Here is a 21,969-nt window from a genome sequence, read left to right as displayed (position 1 = left end):
TCGAGAACTTGCGAGGGAGAGGAAGAGAAACCAGCGAGTCCGGCAGCGTGACAGTCACGCTGTCACGCTGAATGCCAGGGTGACACAGGAGAAGAAGTCTTCATCTCCTCCTCCCTCTCCCTCTGCCCAGGAAGCAGGGGGCGCGCAGGGGCCTGTCACGCAGGCCCAGCGTGACGGGCAACGTGACTCGGCCCCCCTCCGCGAGCACCGGAAGCCGGAGACGCTTCCTGCCCAGGTGCAAGCCCTGCGCGCGGCCTGGAACGAGTTCGCCGCGCCGCACGGCTTCACCCCCTGGGGGGAGCGCACCTCCCGGCAGCTGCTCGCGGACGCACTGGAGGCCCTGCAGCGCCGCCCACTGGAGGAGTGGCGCGAGGTGTTCAGCCTCGTCCCGCGCTCCCCGGTGTGCCGCGGGGAGCTGAGCAGCCGGCAGCGCGCGTCCCTCGTCTACGTGTTGAAGGGGACGACGCACGGGGGCTACGAGGTGGCGGAGCAGCTCCTATCCCGGACGTGGAGCGTGGACCCACTGCCGTCCGCACCCGCGGACGCGCCTCCGAGCCCGGGGACGCTCCCGGAGACGCCGCACGCCCGCGCGTGGCGGCAGGTGCTGGACATGATGGACGCGGATGGCCGTGCCCACGTCGTGGGCCAGCTGCGCCTGCGCGTCACCCCGGTGGCGCTGGAGGACGGGCACCTGGTGCTGGCGTGCGCCGACGCGTACGCACCCACGTGGTTGGCGGAGGACGGCGTCCTCGAACTGGTGCGCCAGGTGCTGCGCGCCCTGGGGAACGAGGGAGTCCGCCTCGTGGCGCCCGAAGCCCCCACACCCGCGCCGGCAGGACCTGTCGTCCCGGTGGCCTTGCCGCCGGTTGCACTGGTGCCGGACGCGCTCCCCTTCGAGTTGGGCCAGGACGGCAGCGCGCCCGCGGAAGCCCTCCAGGACGGCGTGGACCGCGTCTTCCGCGAGGCGAAGCGTGTCGCCTACACCTGGGTGTCGTCCCGGGACGAGCCCGCGTCGCGCCAGCTGCTGGCCTGGGCCGGCGCCGGCGGCGTCCCGGAGGTGCTGCGGCGCTGGCGCAACGGGCTGACGGCCACCTTCGGCCAGCGCGTGGACCACCTCGGGATGCTCGTCCGGCGCTGGGACGCTAACGCCCAACCAGAGACGCGCACCGGCGCGGGCCCGCCCGGGCGCCGCGCCTCCACCGCGCCCGCACCAGCCTCCCAGCCCGAGGAGTTCCCCCAGCCCTTCTGAGGTTCACCATGTCCACCTGCAACACGCCCGAGTCCGAAGCCCCGATGCACGTCAGCCTGCGGGAGCGCGTCCGCGCCCTCGCGCGCGCCCACCGCGACGAGTCCCGGCAGCTCGCCGCGGAAGGCCGCGCCCTCATCCTCTGCCCGCCGGACTGTCCCGGCGCGCGACCGGGCGTGGAGCATGCCCACACGTGGTGGGACATGTGGCGGCTGCGCGAGGTGGCCGAGTACGAGTGCCAGCTGCGGCGCTCCCGCGAAGAGGGTGAGGCGCAGGCCCGCGTGGATGTACCGGCGCACCTGGCGCGCATGGGTGTGGGCATCCGACATGTCCAGGGCCTGCACACGCTGGACGAGACGCGCGACACGCTGCGCGCGGTACGCGCATGGCTGGCCCAGCCCCGCCCGACGCTGCCCCCGGACGAGCACCACCTGGAGGTCCGGCAGGGCACCATGCCGCACCCGTGGCTTCTGCTCATGGGGCCGCCCGACACCGGCAAGACGCAGGCGGCGGTGGTAGCCCTGGCCGCCTTCGTGCGCGCGTACCCCTGGGGCCGCGCCAGCGGGGGCGGGCGGCCGGCGCTGCCCGGCCTCTTCCTCGCGGCGGGGGAGTTCGCGTCCATGGACGTGTTCAGCCAGGCGGGCCGCGAGCGCCTGGAGGACGTGCGCCGCGCGCAGTTGCTGGTGCTGGACGACGTCGGCACGGAGCGCCTCGGTGACGTCGGCCTGGGGCTGCTGCACGACGTCCTGGACGCGCGCTACCGGGACCGACGGCGCACCGTCCTCACCACCCACCTGGGGCGGAAGGACTTTCTCGCGCGCTTCGACGGCTGGAAGCCCTCCCTGTGCGGCGTCCCACTGCCGGGCGGCTTGGAGTGCGAGGTGGAAGCGGAGATGGGATGGCGCCACTGTCCGCGTCACCGCAGCCCAGGCTTAGACGCGGAGCGCACGCCACCGGGCCGCCTGGAGCGCCGCCTGAGGGAGTCTGCCTTCGTGCTCCAGGTGGGTGGCAAGGCGCCCAGTCTCTCGCGCGCGGGCTCTGAGTTATGGGAGGGGAGCAGGGGTCGCCACGACAGGCAGTAGGAAAGTCAGCATCGACAAAATAAGAGGGGCCACCCTCCTACGAGAGTGGCCCCGCACTACGTTTGGGCGCGAGCGACTACTCGTTGGTTACCCATGCGACGCCCATCGGGCACGCCAGCACCTTTTCAACCTTCACGTAAGGCGCTGCCGTCTTGGCGAGGCGCTTGAACGCGTCGGCGGCGTCCTTCGCGCTGGGGAAGTCACCGATCAACGTGGTGTTCGGCAGCGTCTTCCAGCCAGCAGTGGTCATAACCTGGTCGGAGAATCCATTGGCGCATGCCAAATTCTTCACCGCCGTGTGATGGCTGTCCAAATCATACGAAATCACGATATTCATGTTTCAGTGCATCCGTGCGCCCCAGAGGTTTTACAACAGTGCCCTGATTGCTCAGGGCAGACTTGTGGCATTGCCCTCACAGGAAATCCCCTGTGACGACATGATTTCAGTGGTAAAGGCGAAAATGCCTACACCGACCCACGCGTCTACGGACACAGTGATCTTGACGGGTTAGGGATAGGGGGCTATCTATCGCCACGGTCAGGGTTCCAAGACCAACCGCGATAACCTGTCAGATACCATTCGTCAGAGTAAGCGGGGATTTCAGGGCCTCCATGGTCGGCAAACCGTGGGGGCCTTTTTTGTGCGCGCATGTGCGCGCTTTGCTTCTAGCTAATGTAAGACCTCCTGTTGAGTTCGTCGGGATTTATCTTCCCTGCGGTGACCAGTCAAGCTCACCGTTAGCAGTCACGGGTGCTGAGTGCTAACGCATGCTGGGTAGTTTTCAGGGCTGGTAGGCGATGCGAGCCTGGATAAAAATCGCCAACAAAAACGCGCACCTTGACGCTCTCAGCCTCTGCTTCCCCCTTCCCCCGCATACGACCGCAGAATCCGGACGTCAAGAAATCAGTTTGCACTAGGGGTGTGGGTGCAGTCTCCCTAATGAGGTTGGACTGAGCAGGACAATCTATTGGGTAGTGGTATGATGGGTCTAGATTCACCCATCCGTGTCCTCGTGATAGACTTCCAGGGCAGAAGTCGCATCAAACCAGCCCTAAAGTTGTGGGGTTGTTTCTGGCCTGGGGCTCCCAATGGGAGGAGCTTGGTTCTGATGCGGCTCCTTCAGTGTGGCATCCTCCTGGGTTGGCTTATTGCTCGCTCTTAAACAGTCGCGGCGTTGCCTGAACGACGAGCCGCCTCGGTGTAATGGCAGGCCTATGCGGTCGAGCGAGTTGAGAGACGCATCGCTGCTTAGCCAAGGGTAGGGGGCGACCACATCCGTAATCCCGGTTGTACGTGCTTCATCCCAGGGGCGAGGGAGGACGAGCCCGTACACGCGTAGTGGCTTGCGACAACCTTTCGATGGTCCAACGACTGCATGCACGTGCGATGTAGTGCCGTCGTCATTCAAGAAGAGGGCACGGGTCGTCAGCTTCGCCCCTGGGGCGAGGATTGGGGACGCCGTCCACGTTGCCAAGGATGCTTCGACGAGGGGGAACGCCCTTGGCAACTGCGGACGGAGGGGAAGTGCGCCTCCTACCGCCTCCCGCTCTAAGTACTGAAGGCGCGGCTGTGGCTGCGGATTCAGCTGGCGCCGCTCCCGAGGAGGACCATCGGTGAGTTGCATCCGCTTCGAGGTGCCGGTGGAGACCGTGAACACCTCCAATCGGCGCGAGCACCACATGCAGCGCCACAAGCGCGCGAAGGGACAGCGCGCCGCCACCCACCTGCTCTGGCCAGGCTGGAGCGGCCCCGCCCTGCTGGTGGTGCGCCTGACGCGCATGTCCCTGCGGGCTCTCGACAGCGGGGACAACCTCCCCATCGCGATGAAGAGCATCCGCGACGAGGTGGCGCGGCAGCTCCGCCTGGACGACGCCTCGCCCTTGGTGCGCTGGGTGTACGCACAGGCCCAGGGGGCGCCGTCCGTCCTGGTGGAGCTCTCTTGGGGGGATGATCCACTCGCCGCGGCCGTCCGCGCCCAGGACGCGCTGGCCCCACCTCCACCTCCGGTTCTGACCGAGGCCGCCGCTCCTCGCGCGCCCAAGGCGCGGAAGCCGAAGGCCCCGAAGAAGGCCCCGTCCCGGCCGCTGCGCGGGCTCGCAGCCCTGGCCACGTCGGCCTTCACCTCAGGAGGCAAAAAGGCATGACGTGTCGCCCTGGGGATTTACACGAGGAGCTGGGATGTATCGGCGTCGAGCTCGCCGCCGGGTGCGGCGTGACGCACCCGGCCCGGCTTTACTACCGCTGTGCTGCCATCCAGACGATCTGCGACAGCACCTACCGGGACCTGCCGACGACGGGTCCGCAGTAGGGCGCTAAGACGGCTGGCGAGTAGCCATGGCCTGCCGCGAGCCGGAGCAGCTCCTGCTGCTGTTGGAGGCCCCCGCGCCCCGGAATCGCCGGAAGGCGGAAGAGGACGTGCGCCTGCGCGGGCCGGGCTTGCGGGGACGCGCGCGAGGCCCGGCGCCTCGCGGCACTCGCCCGTGGATAACTACTCCGGGGCGCGACGCCCGGTGCCGTCCATGCGGAGACGGGCATCCGGATGAACACGCTGCACATGATGCGGAGTCGGCTCCGACGGCGGCCTTCTGCTCAATAGCCAGTGCTCTCAGGATTAGGACGACGAAGTAGGTGCTGCGCTTCCGGCGCCACGATGACATCGATCCACGACACCCCAGCGAAGTGTGCGCCCAAGAGACGATGACTTCCATCACCGACACACCACCCGACAAAGGGGAGGAACGTGATGAGGATGGGCTCGACCGGGGCGCCACTTCTGAACCGATTAGAGAAGTATTTCACGCGCCCAAGGTGGTAACTTTTGGGGCGGTTGGGGTTGGTTGCCCCACCTTCCGCCTTGAATTCATGCTCCTCAGGGCCATCACCTGAGATGTAGGATTCAATCTCGCTCTCCGAGAGCGGCTCGCCCAAGTTTAGCGACTGCGTCAGAACGGCCTGCAGTGTGTTTCGGTACAAGTCGGAAACCCTGACGCGTCCATGTGCCTGCTCACCCATTGTCAAACAGTAACATGGTGGAGAATCTGTCCAAAAAATGGGCTGTGTTGCTCCATTCTAGACGTGCTTGTGGGCCCTCCGCGCTACCCATGGCGCAGGAGGACTCGATGAAGCCGTGGGTGAAGACGTTGGCCATGGAGGCTGCTCGAGGGGTTCTCGCCGTGCTCGGAAGTGCGGCAGGGCAGGCCCTTGCCACCTGGGGGGCAGACCGTCTCACGCCACAGGAGCCGGTCCCCGAGGTGAAGCGCGCGCCGCGCCGGACGAAGCGGCCGAAGGACCCGCTACGAACTCGGACTGTTGCAAGGACTGCGGGAGCCTCGCGCGAGACGACCGGGCGGAGTGCACGAAGTGCTGGGCGCTCCTCTGTCACTCCTGCGCCCTCTACGACGTAGGGGAGGAGACCCTGGGCGGTGACGAGGTGTCGGACGAGGAGCGGGCCAGGTGGCCGGCTTTCTGAGAGGAGCACGCACCATGAATGAGCGCCGCTTCCCATTGCTGGTGATCCAGAAGGACATTGACGCGGGCATCCCTCGAACCATCCCGTAGGCCCTGGCTGAGCGCGCCTACGCCGAGTGCTCGCGGCGCTACGGCACTGCGCAGTCCCTGGAGCGGCTTGCCGAGCGCGGCGGTTTTGGGGCCACGGAGCCGGACATGTTCATCCCCGGGTGGCGCGCGGAACTAGGGCTGTGACGTCCCGCGCCGGGCCAGATTAACTACCCAGGACCTGGGTAGTTTTAAGGGGGCCCGTTCTGCGAATTCGCAGAACGGGGGGCTGGACCGGGAAGACCCCTCGCCTCGGCTCCTGCTCCGCCCAGGCACGCACTCTGCGGATTCATAGAGTGGGGGGCTGAACGGAACAGACCCCCACCGCGCGCGACGCCACTCCGGAGATTCCCGGAGTGGTGGGGGTCACATCCGATGTGACCCTTGTCCTGGGTGGGGGCCTCCGGGAAATCCAGGAGGGGGTCACAACCGTTGTGACCTCCTCCCGGCCGTTGCTCACTTCTGAGCCTCGTCGGCGCTTCTCGTTTCTGAGCTACACCCCGTTTCTCACTTCCGAGGAACGGGGCGACCGTCGGTATTGCCGACGGTCGAGGGGAAGCATGGGAATCCCCATACTTCCCCAGCGACGGAGGTCCGAGGGCGAAGTGCCCACCAAGCGGCTCCCGTGCGGACGGGCCCAGATTGAGGCACGGTGGAAGGGCATAGCCCGCTGCCGCAAACCACCACTGCCTGAGGACGAGGCTGCGGATCCGCGAGGCCTCGGTCCGGACCGGCCGGAGGGGCTGCCGCCTGCGCAGCTCCGGCGCGAGTAACAGGTGATGCCGCGGACGCGGAACACCTCCGCCGGCAGGTCCTCCCAGGCGATACCCGTCTTGAACACGAAGACAATGCCGCGTAGCACCGCATGGTCATCTCACCTGAGCCACCCACGTCGCGTCTCGCGCCTGTGGCGTAGTAGCAGCGGAGCCACCCGCTTCCACACGTCATCCTCCTGATGGTGCACACGCCCAAGAGCGAACGCACCCGGGGCAGGTCCATGCCTATTTTCGGCAGGATTTGCAACTCGCACTCAGTGCATCAGAATGCGTCATGAATAGGGTATACAACCACTAGATAGAGATAGAAGAAGACGATGGATATCACAAGGATAACTACCCCAAGAACAGGAGAGGAGACTTCTATTCCATCGAGCGCAGCCTTGAATTTCATTGCGCCCGAATCAGGAGGTGCTTTGAGCGCGCTATCTTCTGCTGTGGGAGTTTCGACTGATTGAGTGTTGTTTGCGGGCTTGCCCTGTTGGGTGCCCAGTTTCTGGAGTTTCGATGCGGAAGGGTGTCTGTAGGTTCGTCCAGTCAGCTGAATCCACGAAAAATAAACACCAATCAACACCAATAAGACAACGACAGCAAAGATTATTTTCGAGGAGAGAAGCTGCCAGGCAAACACTGCCTTTCGATGTTGATATCCCGATTGGCGATATTCGTAATAGGACCGCAGCGCCTTCTGGTATTCGGCTTTGGTCCCCTCGTCAGTTGTTGCTGCGTCAGGGAGTGGTGGGACAAATAGTTGTTCTGCCACCTCTTCAGGCTGTCGCTCTGCATTCTTCAGGAACTGGTCGAGCCGCTCGCCGACTCCTGGCGCCTCTGGCGATTTTCCGGAGGTGCTTGTACCGCCAGCCGCCGCTGAATCAGCAAGACAAACCAGGAGCATCAAGAAAAATGGTCTAGAGTTGATGTGACTCATGGAGTTGTGCTGAGGAAGTTGATTACGTCGGCCCTGCGATCGATTTTATTGAAGACACTCATGTTGCGCTCGCTCTTGAGGTAGTTTGAAATGAGCGCGGGATCATCGTTGAGCAGCCGCTTGATCGTCTTGAGCAACCCTGTGTTGTGTGACTCAAGCCAAGTAGCCATAGGGGAGTCGTTAGCAAATACGGGTAGGATGGCCGCCGGGGCTTCAACAGGAGTACTGGAGGGCAGTTGATCTCCTGGGCGCAGGCGAAAGCGCCCATCCTTGGTCAGGACGCTGCGCATCCCATCAGAAGACTTGACTTCAATGGTTCCATCATCAAGCACGACCATCGTCCGGCCTTGCGATGCTGCCAGGGTAGTTGACGCTATTGCTGGCGCGGTGGCCTGCACTTGAGCCGATTCAAGCTTGAATTCCAACTTCCTAGGGGAGGATTCACCGTCCGACAGTTCAGGAAAGTATTCACCATCGATATGAGGAGATTCGGACCAGAATTTCAACCAGAGACGAACGGCTTCCCCCTCACGTGCGTTAATCTCGCTTATTGGAATCGACAACTCCCAGATGAGATGTGGATTGGCGGAATCAGGAGATGCTCCAAAACCCATCGCGATCTGGGATTTTGTTTCGAGCGTTTTCTGGTCCTTGGTCCGACAAGTTTGACACGTATATCGATGCGGAGCCCCAATGTCTCCTTTGCGGGTAAAGGCAATGTCTTGGATATCGATATTTCCCTTGCCTGCGGATGACGAATCGAAAATGACGTCCAAGCCATCCCCTTTGGGAGGATAGCGGCCATTGAACAGGCCATCGTCATGCTCATCCAAGACCATGTCTACGGCGATGTACAGAGTGGCATTGGAGTACAAGGCTTTGATAGTGCCGTATGGAAGCTGTGCTTTCTGGACCGACGAGTCGGTCCATTCCACTCCTCCCAGTTTTCCATCAATAGAGGGTGCGCCGGCGGCCACTGCAATGGCCGGCATGCAGAGGATGAAAAGGAAGGCGGCTTTGAGCGGCCACTTTTGAGGTGCTGGCGTGAAATGCAAAATTGCCTCGCGGTGAGTAGGATGGCGGCGCCACACTACCATATTCAGTCCCCGCGCCCATGGGGCTTGGTTCAAGGTGTAGAGGTGATCTCAGAATTGCCTCAACACGTCGCGCTGACGCGCGGCCAGCAGCACGAGTACACAATGGCCGAAGAACTTCTGGTGCACGCAGAGGGCGCCGCTTTGATCGCGGATACCGGCTATGACGCCGACCGCATTCGCGCCAACGTTCGAAAGCTCAGGATGAAGCCTGTCATCCATTCGAACCCGAGCCGCAAGCGGGCGTTGCCGTTAGACCGCACCCTGTACCGGCTGCGCTATCGGGTGGAGTGCTTCTTCCATGACCTCAAGCGCTTTCGTGCTGTCGCCACCCGCTATGACAAGATGGCGACCAGCTACCTCGCCGTCCTGCACGTCGCATCCATGTTTCTTTGGCTGCGCTAATCAGGGACAGCCCCTCGTAGTGGCCATTACGCAAGTCTACTCCATGCCGAAGGGAGGCGGACGACGCGAGGAAGCATGGCAGCGCAGGTGGGGCGCCGATAACCGCAGACATGGGTAGTCCTTACCCCTCCTGCGCTTCTTCCTCCTGCGCCGCCTGGGCGGGCGCCATGCAGAACCTGGCCACGGACCTGAACGTCGCTGGGCAGCGCGCATCTCGTGCGCGCTGCTCGGGTGTGCGGCACAGTAGTGGCGTCCATGGCCTCTTGCCGCTCTCCAGACCAGTGCTCCGAAGGCGACTGCACCCGGCCCCGGGCGCCCAGGCACCGGCGCTGTCACGGGCACCTCATGCGGCAGCGCCGCGGGCGGTCCATGTCGGAGCCGCTGCGCGAGCCATATGCCACGCCCTGGGACAGGCTGACGGCTGCGGCGCTGGCCTACGCGGAGGCGGACGACGGGGACGAGGAGGAGTTCTCTCGCGCCCAGGACCGGCTCCGGAAGGCGGCCCAGGCCTACGCACAGAGAGAGCCGCTCCCGGCAGCCCCGGTAGAGCCCGCCCCCCGGGCCACGCGGAAGCGGACGGAGCCGGAAGGGCAGCTCGCGCTGTGGGGCGACGAGCCCGAGCGCCAGGGCTGAAGGTGTCAGCTGCGCTCTCGGGTCCCCTTCGGGCGCGGGCCGAGGTAGTCGCAGTCCGAGCAGTACCAGTCCTGCGTCCCCGGCACACGGGACGCGTAGGTGTGCGGGCAGGTCCTGAGCCGCTCGGCGCGCTGGCGCAGCTCCTCCAGGCCAGAGCACCAGTGGCGCATGTCCGCGGGTCGGTGGGTGCGGCAGGCAGGGCAGTAGAGCAGGCGCACGACTCCTCCGTGGTGAGCCGGGGAAAGTCCCCTGTACCCATGAAGAAGGGGCGGCCTCCCGCGCCCGGGCCGGACGTTGTCCACGCGACACCCGAGACTCGGCGGTGTGGGAAGCACGCCTCCTCGCAAGCCCAGCACGCGCTCTGGCCGGAAGACGCCGGCGGGTGAGTCGCGCGCCCATGCGCTGACGCCGAACCAGGAGCGCTTCGTCCAGGAGTACCTGGTCGACCTCAACGGGAAGCAGGCCGCCATGCGCGCCGGCTACTCCGAGCGGTCCGCCGAGGTGACGGCCTCGAAGTTGCTAAGAAATCCCAAGGTCCAGGAAGCCGTGGCTGCCGCCAAGGCCGCCCGGGCCGAGCGCGTTGAGGTGAAGGCGGACGACGTCCTGCGCGAGCTGCTCCTCATCGCCCGGACGGACATCGGCGACGCCTTCAGTCCCACCGGGGCGCTGCTGCCGCTGAAGGAGATGCCGGCCCACCTGCGCCGAGCCATCTCCTCCATCGAGGTGGAGCAGCTCACCGTGGACGGCGAGGCCATCGGCACCGTGGCCAAGGTGAAGCTCTGGGACAAGACGAAGTCCTTGGAGCTGCTGGGCAAGCACCTGCGCCTCTTCGTCGACAAGGTGGAGACCACCGTCCAGTTCAGCCACGAGGACGCGCTGGGGGCGCTGGAATGAGCGCCCCCGCCCGCCGCCGCGCGGCCGAGTCCCGCCAGGGCGCGGCCCCAGCGCCCCTCTCTGCGCGAGAGAAGGCCATCCGCCAGCGGCTGAAGGACGACTTCCCGCACTACGCCTCGCGGTGCCTGCGCATCCGCCCGAAGGAGGTGACGGGCGGGGAGCTGCCGGCGCTGAAGCTGAACCGCGCGCAGCTGTACATCCACGAGCGGCTGGAGGCCCAGCTGAAGCGCCGGGGCTTCGTGCGCGCCATCGTCCTGAAGGGGCGCCAGCAGGGCTGCAGCACGTACGTCGAGGCCCGCTTCTACTGGAAGGTGAGCCACCTGAAGGGCGTGCGCGCCTACATCCTCACGCACGAGGACGCGGCGACGGTGAACCTCTTCGACATGGCGAAGAGGTACCACGACCACGTTCCGGCCCTGGTGAAGCCTTCGACGAGCGCCTCCAACGCGAAGGAGCTCCTCTTCGACAAGCTGTCCTCCGGCTACAAGGTGGGCACTGCGGGCGCGAAAGGGACGGGCCGCTCCTCCACCATCCAGTACTTCCACGGCAGCGAGGTGGCCTTCTGGCCCAACGCCGCGACGCACATGCGCGGCGTCATGGAGGGCGTGCCGACGGCGCCGGGCACCGAAGTCATCCTGGAGAGCACCAGCGACGGGCCCCAGGGCCTCTTCCACCACCTGTGCATGGCGGCGCAGAAGGGGGAGAACGACTTCGAGCTCATCTTCGTCCCCTGGTTCTGGCAGGAGGAGTACCGGCGCGAGGTGCCGCCCGGCTTCGAGCGCACCAGCGAGGAGGAGCGGTACGCCGCCCTCTGCCGCGAGGCGCACGGCTTCGAGCTGGACGACGCGCAGCTCGCCTGGCGCCGGGCGAAGATTTCCGTCTACGAGAAGGGCATCCACGACTTCCGCCGCGAGTACCCGGCGACGGTGGAGGAGGCCTTCAAGGCCGCAGCGGTGGGCGCGCTGTGGACGCAGGAGGTGCTGGACAACACCCGCGTCTCCTCGCTGCCGAAGGACGCCGAGGGCAACCCCCTGCCCATGGTGCGCGTGGTGGTGGCGGTCGACCCTGCCGGCGGCGACGGGCCCGCCAACGACGAGGTGGGCATCGTCTGCGCGGGCAAGGCCAGCAACGGCCACGCCTACGTTTGGCGCGACGACTCCGCGAAGTACTCCGCGGAGGGATGGGCCGCGAAGTCCCTGGCCGTCTACGAGAAAGAGAGCGCGGACGCTGTTGTGGGCGAGAAGAACTTCGGCGGCGACATGGTGGAGACGAACCTCCGCGCCAAGGCCCGCGAGATGAAGAAGCACGTCACCGTAAAGGTGGTGACGGCCTCGCGTGGCAAGGCGAAGCGCGCGGAGCCGGTGGCGGCCCTCTTCGAGCGCGGCATGGCCCACCACGTGGGGCGCCTGCCCGCGCTGGAGGACGAGCAGACGACGTGGGTGCCCGGGGAGTCCACCTGGAGCCCCAACCGCATGGACGCGGAGGTGTGGGCCCTCACGGAGCTGATGCTCGGCGAGGGGACCGCCACCTTCCAGGTGAGGAGCTACCGGTGATGGCCTGCCCGCTGCCGTCGGCGTCGGCGCCGGCCCTTTACGTCTCCGACGGCTACCGCGTGCGCCTGGCGCCCGGCGTCTTGGCGAAGGCCCTGCGCCTGGCGCGGGTACGCGCCCCGCTGGAGACGGGCGGCCTGCTGCTGGGCGCCGTGGTGGACGGCGAGGCCCACGTGCTCGCCATCACCGGCCCAGGCCGGCGTGCCGTGCGCGGCCGCGTGGGCTTCGCGGCGGACCGCGTCCGCGACAACCGCCTCCTGGGCCGGGTGTCTCCGTGCCTGCGCTACCTGGGCGACTGGCACACCCACCCGGGTGGGCCCGCCAGGTTGTCGCGCACCGACGAGGCCTCCGTTCGCGAGACCCTCAACGCCGAGCGGCCGGAGGTGCTGCACCTGCTGCTGTCCGGCCCGTCCGCGATGCAGGGCCACGTGGTGGCGAGCGTCTTCACCGCGGTGTGCGGCGAGGCGGCGATCCGCCGCATGGAGGTGGTGCTGTGACGTGCATTGCCGGAGTGGTTCACCAGGGACGCGTGTACGTCGGCGGGGACAGCGCTGGCTCCAACAGCTGGCAGTTGGTGGTGCGGAAGGACGCGAAGGTGTTCCGCAACGGGCCCTACGTCCTCGGTTTCACCACCTCCTTCCGGATGGGACAGGTGCTGCGCCACGCCTTCCGGCCGCCGCCGCCACCTCGCCGGACAAGCGCCCTGGAGCGCTTCATGGTGGTGGACTTCGTTGATGCCTTGCGCGCGACGCTGAAGGACGCGGGTTTCGCGCACCAGGAGAACGGACAGGAGCGCGGTGGCCACTTCCTGGTGGGCGTCTGCGGCCGCCTCTTCACGGTCGAAGACGACTACCAGGTGGGCGAGTCGCGGGACTCCTTCGCGGCTGTCGGCTGCGGTGCGGACGTCGCGCGCGGAGCCCTTTTCGCCACCAAGGGCGCGAAGCCGGTGGAGCGCGTGCGTACGGCCCTTCGCGCGGCGGAGCGCTTCAACAACGGCGTGCGAGGCCCCTTCCTCGTGGTGCCCGGATGAGCGGCGCCTCCGACGTCAGCACCCCCAGCGGCGCCTACCGGGCCATGCAGCCCGCATGGGCCCTCGTCCTGGCCCTCCTGGGCGGCACCGGCACCATGCGCGCCGCCGGCCGCACCTACCTGCCGCAGTACCACGCGGAGGAGGACGCGGCGTACAAGGAGCGCCTCGCGCGCGCCGTCCTCCTCAACGTCTTCGGCAAGACGGTGCGCAACCTCGCCGCGAAGCCCTTCGCCAAGCCGGTGCGCCTGGGCGACTCCGCGCCGGAGCCGCTGCGCGTCCTGGTGGATGACGTGGACAGGCAGGGCAGCGACGTCACCGCCTGGGCCCGCGGCGTCTTCCGGGACGGCCTGGCCAAGGGCCTCGCCCACATCCTCGTGGACTTCCCGGTGGTGGACTCGGAGACGGTGAAGACGCTGGAGGACGAGCAGCGCGCCGGCCTCCGCCCTTACTTCGTGCACGTCTCCGCCGAGTCCCTCATCGCCGCGTACGCGGAGACGGTGGGCGGGGTGGAGGTGCTCACCCACGTGCGCATCCGCGAGAGCGAGACGCGCCGGGACGGCTTCGACGAGGTGAAGGTGGAGCGGGTGCGCGTCCTCGAGCGCGACACCTGGACCGTCTACGAGCGCAGCGGCACCAGCGAGTGGAAGGAGGCTGCGAGCGGCCCCAACACGCTGGGCTTCATCCCCCTCGTCACCTGGTACGCCGGGGAGCGCACGGCCCTGTGCGCCGCGAAGCCGCCGCTGATGGACCTGGCGGACAAGAACGTGGAGCACTGGCAGTCCGCCAGCGACCAGCGGAACATCCTCAACGTGGCGCGCTTCCCCATCCTGGCGGCCTCTGGGCTGGAGCAGGACCGCGGGGAAGGGGAGTCACGAGGCTCGGGGAAGGTGACGGTGGGGCCCCACGCGCTCCTCACCACCAGCAGTCCGCAGGGGAAGTTCTACTACGTCGAGCACTCGGGGAAGGCCATCGAGGCCGGCCGGCAGGACCTGGAGGACTTGAAGGACGAGATGGCCATGCTGGGCGTGGAACTCCTCGTCCGGCGCTCCGGCACCCCCACGGCCACCGAGAAGTCGATCAACACCGCGCAGTCGCACTCCGAGCTGCAGGCCATGGCGGAGTCCTTCAGCGACGCGCTGGAGCTGGCTTTTTACTTCGCGGCCCGGTGGCTGGCCCTGGACGTGGAAGACGCGAAGCTGAAGGTGGAGGTGCACACCGACTTCGGCATCTCCGAGTCTGACGCGCAGGGCCTGGACGTCCTCTTCAAGGCGCGCGCGGCCCGGGAGATTTCCCGCGAGGCCTTCCTGGCGGAGCTCAAGCGCCGCGGCGTCCTCATGGCCGACTTCGACGTGGAGGCGGATGGGGAGCGCCTCGCGAGCGAGGGGCCCGCCCTGGGCAGCCTCCGCACGGCGCCGGCGGCTGGCGGCCAGGTGCCGTCCGCGCAGGGGCCTGGGCAGCTCGCCGGAGGTGCCCTGTGAAGCTGCTCCATGACGAGACGCTGTGCGCGGCGGGACTCCTTGGGGAGCAACTGCCGTGCCTCACGGAAGACTTCGCGCGGGCCGCCCACTGGTTCCGCTCCAACCGCCGCGGTGCGCGGAAGGTACGCCGCCGTCTGCGTGAGCTGCATCAGGCGCGGCATCTCCGCGAGCAGCGCTCCAACGCACCCGTCCAGGTGAAGCGGGGGACGCGGTGAGCACCGGCCTCCCCACCGCCAACGAGGAGCTGCTGGAGCGCTCCGTCGCGCACGCCGTCCAGCTGGAGCGCTACAAGGCGGGCGTCGCCCGGCGCGTCGTGGGCCTCCTCAATGACACGGAGGAGCGCCTGACGGAGCAGCTCGCCTCGCGCCTCCAGGCCGTCGAGGACACGGGCGGGTACGACACCGGCCGCGAGACGACGGAGCGCATCGCGGGCCTGCTGTCCGAGGTGCGCACCCTCCGGGCCGGAGCCTACGCGGCCATCTCCAGCACGCTGCAGGAGGAGGCGGCCTCCTTCGCGGCGTACGAGGCGCGGTGGCAGGCGGCCCTGCTGGAGGAGACGCTCATCGTGGACGTCTCCATCGCCGCGCCCACGGCGGAGGTGCTGGAGGCGGCCGTCTTCTCCAGGCCCTTCAACGGCGCCCTCTTCGAGACGTGGGTGGGCGGCATGGAGCCGGCGGACCTGGCGCGCATCGAGCGCACCATTCAGGCCGGGGTGGTGGAGGGCCGGACGACGCAGCAGATTGTCCGGGACCTCGTCAGCGGGGATGGGGCACTGGAGGGCAGCCGCCGCGGCGCGGAAGCCGTGGCGCGCACCGCCCTCAACCACGTGGCCACCCAGGCCCGCGAGGAGGTGTACCGGGCCAACGAGGACCTGGTGCGAGAGGTGCGCTGGGTGTCCACGCTGGACGGCCGCACCACGCTGCTGTGCGCCTCCCGTGACGGCCACACCTTCCCGGTGCGCGGGGGCCCGCGACCGCCGGCGCACTGGCGCTGCCGCAGCACCACCATCCCCGTCATCGACGGCGTGCGCCTCGTGGGCGACAGGCCCACCGTCCGGGACACGCGCGACAGGCGGAACCGGGAAATCGACTTCCGGGCCGAGGCAAAGGCGAAGGCCGGCGAGGCATGGAAGGACATGACGGAGAAGGAGCGCGGCGCTGCGGTGAAGCGCGTCCGCGAGCGCTGGGCCAAGGAGAACATCGGCTCCGCGCCGAAGGGCCTGTCCTACGAGGACTGGCTGCGCCGTCAGCCCACCAGCTTCCAGGACGAGGTGTTGGGGCCCGCGCGCGGGCGCCTCTTCCGGGACGGAGGCCTCCGCCTCGGCAGCTTCACCGACGCCAGCGGCAAGACGCTCACCCTGGACGCGCTGCGCGCCACCGAGGCCGCCGCTTTCAAGAAGGCACAGCTGTAGCCGGCCCGTTGGGCCGAGAAAGGCAGACACGTGGAATTCGAGTGGCAGCAGGAGCTGGACGCGCTGGACATCGTCCCGGAGAAGTTCCGCGGGCTGTACGCGAAGGGGGAGGGCGGCAAGTTCGCCCTCGACGCGGACGTCTTCAAGCGCATGGACCACAGTGGGCTCACCACCGCCCTGGACAAGGAGCGCAAGAGCAGCAAGGCGCTGACGACGGCCCAGGCGGCGTGGCTGAAGCTCGGCAAGACGCCGGAGGACGTGGAGAAGTCCCTCGGCGAGCTGAAGGCGGCGCTGGCGAAGGCCCAGGAAGGGAAGGACGGCGCTGCCAACTTCGAGAAGCTGAAGGCGGACCTCGAGGCCGGCCACGCGAAGGCGCTCGGCGAGCGCGACACCGTCGTGGAGCGCATGCGCGCCTCGCTCCACAAGCACCTCGTGGACGCGGAGGCCACGGCAGCCCTCGCGGAGCTGAAAGGAAGTGCGGTGTTGCTCTTGCCCCACGTCCAGAAGCATGTGAAAGTGATTGAGGAAGGTGGTTCATTCTTGGCTCGGGTTGTTGACGCGGAGGGCGATCCTCGCGGCAACGGCAAGGGCGGCTTCCTGACGATTCGAGAGTTCGTCACGGAGCTCAAGAAGGACGCCAACTTCGCTCGTGCCTTCGACAGCACGAGTGCCTCCGGAAGCGGGACGCAACCGGGGCCGAGGACGGGCGCGATGCCCAGCGGTAGCGACAAGCTGAACCCGACGCAGCGCATCTCGGCGGGCTTGGCCAATCGCAAATAGGAGTAGGCCCCGAGGACGCGGGATGCGTCACCGAGGCGAACCGGGCGGGATGCCCGGCAGTGCCCCTCTCGTCCAATCCCTTTCATACGCCCCGGGGCCCTGACACCCCTTCGCCCTTGGCGCGTCTTCCCGCCCTGTTTCACCTCCCTCTCCCCGAGGAGGAGTCCACCCGCATGCCTTCCATCACCCTCGCTGAGTCCGCCAAGCTGTGCAAAGACGACCTGGTTGCCGGTGTCGTCGAAACCATCATCACCACCGACCGCCTCTACGAGCGGCTGCCCTTCGACGAGTTGGAGGGCAACTCGCACACGTGGAACAAGGAGTCGGTGCTGGGTGACGTGCAGGTGCTCGGCGTCGGCGGCACCATCACCGCGAAGAATCCGGCCACGGTGGAGCAGTCCACCGCGACGCTGACGCGCATCATCGGCGACGCGGAGGTGGACGGACTCATCCAGGCCACGCGCAGCAACGTCAACGACCAGCGGACGTACCAGGTGGCCAGCAAGGCGAAGGCCGCGGGGCGCCGCTTCCGCAACATGTTCATCAACGGCACGGGGCTCAACGACGAGTTCCCCGGCCTCCTCACCCAGGTAGCGGCGGGCCAGACGCTGGTGGCCGGCACCAACGGCGCCCTCTACGACGTGGGCATCCTCGACGACCTCATCTCGAAGGTGAAGGCGAAGGACGGCGAGGTGGACTTCATCACCATGGCGGAGGTGCTCCTCAACCGGCACTACGCCTACCTGCGCAAGCTGGGGGGCGCGAGCATCAACGACGTCCTCACCCTGCCCAGTGGGAAGACGGTGCCGGTGTACCGGGGCATTCCCATCTTCGTGAATGACTCCATCCCCACCAACCAGACGCAGGGGACGGCCACCGACTGCACCACCATCGCCGCGGGCTGCTTCGACGACGGCAGCCGGAAGGTGGGCATCGCCGGGCTGACGGCGCCGGGCGACAGCGCGGGCATCCACATCAAGACGGTGGGCGAGGCGCAGGCCAAGGACGAGAGCATCGACCGCATCGTCTGGTACTGCGGCATGGCCAACTACAACGACTACGCCCTCGCGGTGGTGAAGGGCGTGCGCGTCGCGCCCCTCGCCTGACGTCACCAGGAGTCGGCCGCGTCGGCAGCCCCTCCTCCTTCCCTCACACCTTCGGCAGCACAGGAGCCTTTCGCATGGACGGCATTCGTATGGTTTTGGTGGGCCCGAACGCGGGCAAGGACATTGAGCTGGGCGGCTTCCGCTTCGAGGAGGGAGAGCTCATCCTCCCCTCGCGCGGCAGTGAGCACGCGCAGCGCCTCCTCACGCGCTACTACAGCGCCTACCCCGAGGGCAGCCTGGAAGGGCGCGAGGCGCACCGCGCCTGGCTGGCGTCCCAGGGCGAGACGCCGTCCGCCCGCGGGGCGTCCTCGGAGGTGAGCGCGCGGGACGTGGAGGATTTGCAGGCCCAGTTGGAGGCGGCCCACCGCGAGCGCGAGAGCCTGCTGGAGAGGGCCCGGCGCGAGCGCGAGGACCTGGAGGCGAAGCTGGCGCGCGCGGAGGCGAAGGCCAAGGCGGGTGCGACCGCTGGCGCCACCGAGAACAGTGCCAAGGGCGCACCGGCCACCGACGCGCCCGCCACCGAGGCCCAGGAGAAGGCGCCCAAGGCCGGCAAGGCGGCGAAGTAGTCCGCGCACGAGGACCTGCCCATGGCGCTCGACACCACCCCCGGCGGCCCGCTCACCGACTCCTACTGCGACGTCGCGGAGGCGGACGCCTACCACGCGGCGCGCGGCCACAACGACGCCTGGGCCGCTGCTGACGTGGCGGCGAAGGAGCGGCACCTGCAGTGGGCGACGTCCGTCCTGGACTCGCGCTGTGAGTGGCTGGGCGCGCGCGCCGACGCGGAGCAGGCACTGGCCTGGCCACGCCGGGGCGTGGTGCTCGACGGGTGCCCGGTGGCGGAGGGCGCCGTCCCCCGGCGCGTGAAGGCCGCGGTGGCGGAGTTCGCCTTCCGGCTGCTGGGCGAGGACTGGACGGCCGGCCTCGGGCCCGTGGTGGACGAGGGCGTGACGGTGGGCCCGCTGAAGACGTCGAAGGAGACGCACCGGCCCATCCCCTCCCAGGTACTGGCGCTGCTGGGGCCCCTCGTCCAGGGCAGCGCGGGCGGCATCCGCGTCCACACCACGGTGCGCGGATGAGCGCCCAGGCCGACAGGTTGGCGACGAAGGCCCTGGCGCTGGTGAAGCGCTACGGCCAGGAGGCCACCCTCACGCGGGCCGGGCCGGGCACCTACGACGTGGCCACCGCGAAGGTGGTGGCGTCCACGGCGACGTACCCCGTCCAGGTGCTGGTGCAGGCGGACAGCGGCCAGGACAAGGAGGGCGACAGCCTCACCGACGGCGGCACCACCCGCGCGGACCGGCGGAAGGTGCTCGTCGCGGCTGGCGGCCTGCCTGTGGTGCCGGCGCCGGGCGACACCGTGGGCCCACTGGAGGGCCGCACCTGGCGCGTGCTGCGCACGGACCCGCCGACGCAGCTGGGCGGCACCCCCATCCTCTTCAACCTCCGGGTGTCCGCATGACGAAGGTGGACTCGCGCATCCGCAAGGGGGCCCGCTTCTCCAAGCAGGTGCAGGCCTCCGTGAAAGCCACCCAGGCGAAGGCCAACGAGGTGGTGCGCAAGACGGCGCTGGGCGTCCTGGCCAACGTCGTCACCGCCTCCCCGGTGGACACCGGACGCTTCCGCGGCAACTGGCAGGTGGGCATTGCTGAGCGGCCCGCTGGCACCGTGGAGGCGGAGGACAAGGACGGCAGCGGCACCATCTCCCGCGAGGGCGCGAAGCTGGAGGGGGTGGAGCTGGGCGACACCGTCTTCATCACCAACAACCTGCCCTACGCCCGCCGGATTGAGTTCGGCTGGAGTCAGCAGGCCCCGAAGGGCGTCGTGCGCACCACCCTCGCCCAGCTGGATGAAATCCTCGAGGAGGCGGCGAAGTGAGCACCGTCCTCCTGGACATCCCCCGGGCGCTGGAGGCGCGGGCCGCGGACGTGCTGGCGTCCGTGGTGGGGGTGGACAACATCGCCTTCCCCAACGTCCTCTTCTCACCGAAGGAGGGCATGCCCTGGGCGCGGGTGGACCACCTGCCCGCACGCACCGGCGCCGCTGGCCTGGGCCAGGATGCGCAGACGCGCCACCCTGGCGTCTTCCAGGTGTCCCTCTTCTATCCCCTGGGTGAGGGCGCAGGGCCCGCCAACGCCGCCGCGCAGGCCGTGTGCGACGGCTTCGCGCGCGGCACCTCACTGCAGGTAGGCGCCACCGTCGTCCGCATCCAGTCCGCCTCCGCCGGGCCGGGCCTCCGCGAGGAGCCCTGGTGGATGCGTCCCGTTTCCGTCTTCTGGCTCGTCCACGCGTAGCACCGTCGCCTCGCGCGACAGGAGAAACCCATGCCTTCCGCTTCCGGCCAGCGCACTGCGCTGCGCTTCACCTCCGAGGCCTCCTTCGGCGTCGCGGCCAGCACCACCTACAAGGCCCTGCGCTTCACCAGCACGGGCCTCAACCTCTCGAAGGCCAACTACCAGTCCAACGAGATTCGGGCCGACCGGCACCTCTCCGACTTGCGCCACGGCATGGTGAGCGTCGGCGGGGACATCGGCGTCGAGCTCTCCCTCGGCACCTTCGACGACCTGCTGGAGGCCGCCCTCAGCGGCACCTGGGCCACGGCCACCACCGGCAGCGTCTCCCTCGCCGCGGACGCGGCCACGGGCACCCTGGTGCGCACCGCCGGCAGCTTCCTCGCCGAAGGCTTCCTGCCCGGGGACCAGGTGCTGGTGTCCGGCTTCGCGGAAGCGGGCAACAACGGCCGCGCGCGCGTCGAGGCCGTCACCGCCCTGGCCCTCACGGTGGACCGGGAGCTGGAGGACGACGTGGCCGCCGCCGGGCGCACCGTGGCGCTGGTGGGCCGCCGGCTGAAGTCCGGCACCGTCCTGAAGACGTTCTCCTTCGAGCGCGCCTTCACGGACATCAACCAGTACGCCCTCTACCGCGGCTGCGCGGTGGACAGCCTGAAGCTCTCCATCAAGCCGGAGGAGATCATCACCGGCACCTTCGCCCTGCTGGGCAAGGACATGCAGATGGCCACGGCGTCGCACGCGGCCACCGTCACGCCCCCGGGCACCAACAGCCCCTTCGACGCCTTCACCGGCAGCCTGCGCGAGGGCGGGCAGCTGGTGGCCAACGTCACGTCCCTGGACCTGGACATCACCAACGGGCGCTCCACGAAGGGCGTCATCGGCCAGCGCTCCGCCACGGAGATCCACGAGGGCGGCTTCGGCGTGTCCGGCACCCTCTCGGCCTACTTCATGGGGCAGGAGCTGCTGGCGAAGTTCCTCGACGAGTCCGAGTCCTCGCTGGAGGTGGTGCTGCAGGACGTCAACGGGACGGACTTCCACACCCTCCGGATTCCCCGCCTCAAGTACACGGGCGGCGAACTCGACAACCCGAAGGAGGGGCCCGTCCAGGTGTCCATGCCCTTCACGGCGCTGCTGGACTCCACGTCCGGCGCCTCCATCCTCTACCAGCGCAGCAACGCGTAGCCCGCGGCCTGCGCAGCCCGTCCCCCCTCACCAGGAGCACCCCATGAGCACCGCCCCCGCCGCCTCCGGCTTCGACCTTTCCAGCCTCATCCACCACGACACCCTCACCGTGGACATCCTCCACCCCGTCACCGGCCAGCCCACGGGCATGCAGGTGGAGGTGGCTGGCATGGACTCGCCGCGCTACCGCGACGCCACGCGCTCCCTCATCGACAGGGCCACCGCCAGCGCGCCGCGTGCCGGCCGCCGCGCCCGGCAGGAGGTGCCGCGGGACATGGAGGCCGACGCGCTGGAGCTGCTGGTGTCCTGCACCGTCTCCTGGACGGGTGTCATGGAGCACGGCGCGGCGGTGCCCCTCACGCCCGACAATGCCCGGCGCCTCTTCACCGCGCACCCGTGGCTGCGCCGCCAGGTGGACGAGGCGGTGGGGGACCGCGCGAGTTTTTTCGAGGAGAAGCCGAGCGACTCCTCGACTTCGCCCGTCACGAATTCCGCCTGAGCCGCACCGACGCGGAGGGCGTCTCCGT

Annotated in this window: 26 protein-coding genes; 22 read left to right on the top strand and 4 right to left on the bottom strand. The window is 68.2% G+C overall.

What is annotated here, in order from left to right:
- Positions 1-235 precede the first annotated feature (235 nt).
- Positions 236-1,249 carry a hypothetical protein gene (locus D7X32_RS09255; protein WP_120602148.1) on the top strand — a complete coding sequence of 338 codons (1,014 nt, stop codon included), beginning with the start codon at positions 236-238 and terminating at the stop codon, positions 1,247-1,249.
- A gap of 8 nt (positions 1,250-1,257) precedes the next feature.
- Positions 1,258-2,328 carry a hypothetical protein gene (locus D7X32_RS09250; RefSeq protein WP_120602147.1) on the top strand — a complete coding sequence of 357 codons (1,071 nt, stop codon included), beginning with the start codon at positions 1,258-1,260 and terminating at the stop codon, positions 2,326-2,328.
- Between the two features lie 76 nt (positions 2,329-2,404).
- On the opposite strand, the gene D7X32_RS44920 is transcribed toward D7X32_RS09250, so the two are convergent.
- Positions 2,405-2,665: a hypothetical protein gene (locus D7X32_RS44920; protein ID WP_147450089.1), complete on the bottom strand. Its 261-nt coding sequence runs from the start codon at positions 2,663-2,665 to the stop codon at positions 2,405-2,407.
- Positions 2,666-3,942: 1,277 nt separating this feature from the next.
- On the opposite strand from D7X32_RS44920, the gene D7X32_RS09245 reads away from it, so the two are divergent.
- Entirely contained in the window at positions 3,943-4,473 is a 531-nt protein-coding gene (locus D7X32_RS09245; protein ID WP_120602146.1) for a hypothetical protein, read from the top strand.
- A complete protein-coding gene (locus tag D7X32_RS45390) occupies positions 4,470-4,637 on the top strand; it encodes a hypothetical protein (protein WP_158625644.1) in 168 nt (55 codons plus the stop codon). Before D7X32_RS09245 ends, D7X32_RS45390 begins: the two co-directional genes overlap by 4 nt.
- A gap of 2,285 nt (positions 4,638-6,922) precedes the next feature.
- Here D7X32_RS45390 and D7X32_RS44915 read toward each other — a convergent pair.
- Both D7X32_RS44915 and D7X32_RS44910 read right to left on the bottom strand, forming a co-directional pair.
- Entirely contained in the window at positions 6,923-7,588 is a 666-nt protein-coding gene (locus D7X32_RS44915; protein WP_147450088.1) for a DUF4158 domain-containing protein, read from the bottom strand.
- Positions 7,585-8,685, bottom strand: coding sequence for a hypothetical protein (locus D7X32_RS44910; protein WP_158625643.1), 1,101 nt, complete (start codon positions 8,683-8,685; stop codon positions 7,585-7,587). The genes D7X32_RS44915 and D7X32_RS44910 overlap by 4 nt, the downstream gene beginning before the upstream one ends.
- 42 nt (positions 8,686-8,727) lie before the next feature.
- On the opposite strand from D7X32_RS44910, the gene D7X32_RS45385 reads away from it, so the two are divergent.
- Entirely contained in the window at positions 8,728-9,087 is a 360-nt protein-coding gene (locus D7X32_RS45385; protein ID WP_158625642.1) for a transposase, read from the top strand.
- Positions 9,088-9,456: 369 nt separating this feature from the next.
- Positions 9,457-9,720 (top strand): hypothetical protein, encoded by a 264-nt coding sequence (locus tag D7X32_RS09230; protein WP_158625641.1) that lies wholly within the window; start codon positions 9,457-9,459, stop codon positions 9,718-9,720.
- Positions 9,721-9,725: 5 nt separating this feature from the next.
- Here the strand turns inward: D7X32_RS09230 and D7X32_RS09225 are convergent, their stop codons facing one another.
- On the bottom strand, positions 9,726-9,938 hold the full coding sequence (locus D7X32_RS09225) for a hypothetical protein (RefSeq protein WP_120602142.1): 213 nt from the start codon (positions 9,936-9,938) through the stop codon (positions 9,726-9,728).
- Between the two features lie 106 nt (positions 9,939-10,044).
- Here D7X32_RS09225 and D7X32_RS09220 point away from each other — a divergent pair, with 106 nt between their 5' ends.
- The 16 genes from D7X32_RS09220 (at position 10,045) to D7X32_RS09145 (ending at position 21,941) form a co-directional block, all read left to right on the top strand.
- Entirely contained in the window at positions 10,045-10,614 is a 570-nt protein-coding gene (locus D7X32_RS09220; protein ID WP_208752371.1) for a terminase small subunit, read from the top strand.
- Positions 10,611-12,167 (top strand): phage terminase large subunit family protein, encoded by a 1,557-nt coding sequence (locus tag D7X32_RS09215; RefSeq protein ID WP_120602141.1) that lies wholly within the window; start codon positions 10,611-10,613, stop codon positions 12,165-12,167. Before D7X32_RS09220 ends, D7X32_RS09215 begins: the two co-directional genes overlap by 4 nt.
- On the top strand, positions 12,167-12,661 hold the full coding sequence (locus tag D7X32_RS09210) for a Mov34/MPN/PAD-1 family protein (protein WP_120602140.1): 495 nt from the start codon (positions 12,167-12,169) through the stop codon (positions 12,659-12,661). Before D7X32_RS09215 ends, D7X32_RS09210 begins: the two co-directional genes overlap by 1 nt.
- On the top strand, positions 12,658-13,194 hold the full coding sequence (locus tag D7X32_RS09205; RefSeq protein ID WP_120602139.1) for a hypothetical protein: 537 nt from the start codon (positions 12,658-12,660) through the stop codon (positions 13,192-13,194). Before D7X32_RS09210 ends, D7X32_RS09205 begins: the two co-directional genes overlap by 4 nt.
- Entirely contained in the window at positions 13,191-14,672 is a 1,482-nt protein-coding gene (locus D7X32_RS09200) for a DUF4055 domain-containing protein (protein ID WP_120602138.1), read from the top strand. Before D7X32_RS09205 ends, D7X32_RS09200 begins: the two co-directional genes overlap by 4 nt.
- A complete protein-coding gene (locus D7X32_RS09195) occupies positions 14,669-14,887 on the top strand; it encodes a hypothetical protein (RefSeq protein ID WP_120602137.1) in 219 nt (72 codons plus the stop codon). The genes D7X32_RS09200 and D7X32_RS09195 overlap by 4 nt, the downstream gene beginning before the upstream one ends.
- Entirely contained in the window at positions 14,884-16,083 is a 1,200-nt protein-coding gene (locus D7X32_RS09190; RefSeq protein ID WP_120602136.1) for a minor capsid protein, read from the top strand. The genes D7X32_RS09195 and D7X32_RS09190 overlap by 4 nt, the downstream gene beginning before the upstream one ends.
- Before the next feature lie 30 nt (positions 16,084-16,113).
- Entirely contained in the window at positions 16,114-16,863 is a 750-nt protein-coding gene (locus tag D7X32_RS09185; RefSeq protein ID WP_120602135.1) for a hypothetical protein, read from the top strand.
- A gap of 173 nt (positions 16,864-17,036) precedes the next feature.
- Positions 17,037-17,969, top strand: a complete 933-nt coding sequence (locus tag D7X32_RS09180) for a major capsid protein (RefSeq protein WP_120602134.1) — start codon at positions 17,037-17,039, stop codon at positions 17,967-17,969.
- Between the two features lie 74 nt (positions 17,970-18,043).
- On the top strand, positions 18,044-18,535 hold the full coding sequence (locus D7X32_RS09175) for a hypothetical protein (RefSeq protein ID WP_147450086.1): 492 nt from the start codon (positions 18,044-18,046) through the stop codon (positions 18,533-18,535).
- A gap of 21 nt (positions 18,536-18,556) precedes the next feature.
- Positions 18,557-19,048, top strand: coding sequence for a DnaT-like ssDNA-binding protein (locus D7X32_RS09170; RefSeq protein WP_120602132.1), 492 nt, complete (start codon positions 18,557-18,559; stop codon positions 19,046-19,048).
- Positions 19,045-19,431 carry a hypothetical protein gene (locus D7X32_RS09165; RefSeq protein WP_147450085.1) on the top strand — a complete coding sequence of 129 codons (387 nt, stop codon included), beginning with the start codon at positions 19,045-19,047 and terminating at the stop codon, positions 19,429-19,431. The genes D7X32_RS09170 and D7X32_RS09165 overlap by 4 nt, the downstream gene beginning before the upstream one ends.
- The gene (locus D7X32_RS09160) at positions 19,428-19,847 is read left to right on the top strand and encodes an HK97 gp10 family phage protein (RefSeq protein WP_120602130.1); all 420 of its coding nucleotides are present in this window, start codon (positions 19,428-19,430) and stop codon (positions 19,845-19,847) included. The genes D7X32_RS09165 and D7X32_RS09160 overlap by 4 nt, the downstream gene beginning before the upstream one ends.
- Complete coding sequence (locus tag D7X32_RS09155) at positions 19,844-20,263, top strand: phage tail terminator-like protein (protein WP_120602129.1); 420 nt, start codon at positions 19,844-19,846, stop codon at positions 20,261-20,263. The genes D7X32_RS09160 and D7X32_RS09155 overlap by 4 nt, the downstream gene beginning before the upstream one ends.
- Positions 20,264-20,293: 30 nt before the next feature.
- Complete coding sequence (locus D7X32_RS09150; RefSeq protein ID WP_120602128.1) at positions 20,294-21,442, top strand: phage tail tube protein; 1,149 nt, start codon at positions 20,294-20,296, stop codon at positions 21,440-21,442.
- A gap of 43 nt (positions 21,443-21,485) precedes the next feature.
- Positions 21,486-21,941 (top strand): hypothetical protein, encoded by a 456-nt coding sequence (locus tag D7X32_RS09145; protein WP_120602127.1) that lies wholly within the window; start codon positions 21,486-21,488, stop codon positions 21,939-21,941.
- The last annotated feature ends 28 nt before the right edge of the window (positions 21,942-21,969 follow it).

It is taken from the genome of Corallococcus carmarthensis, assembly GCF_003611695.1.
Taxonomy (GTDB): Bacteria; Myxococcota; Myxococcia; order Myxococcales; family Myxococcaceae; genus Corallococcus; species Corallococcus carmarthensis.
Note: the sequence above shows the minus strand (reverse complement) of the source record. Positions and strands in the feature narration are given on the sequence as shown.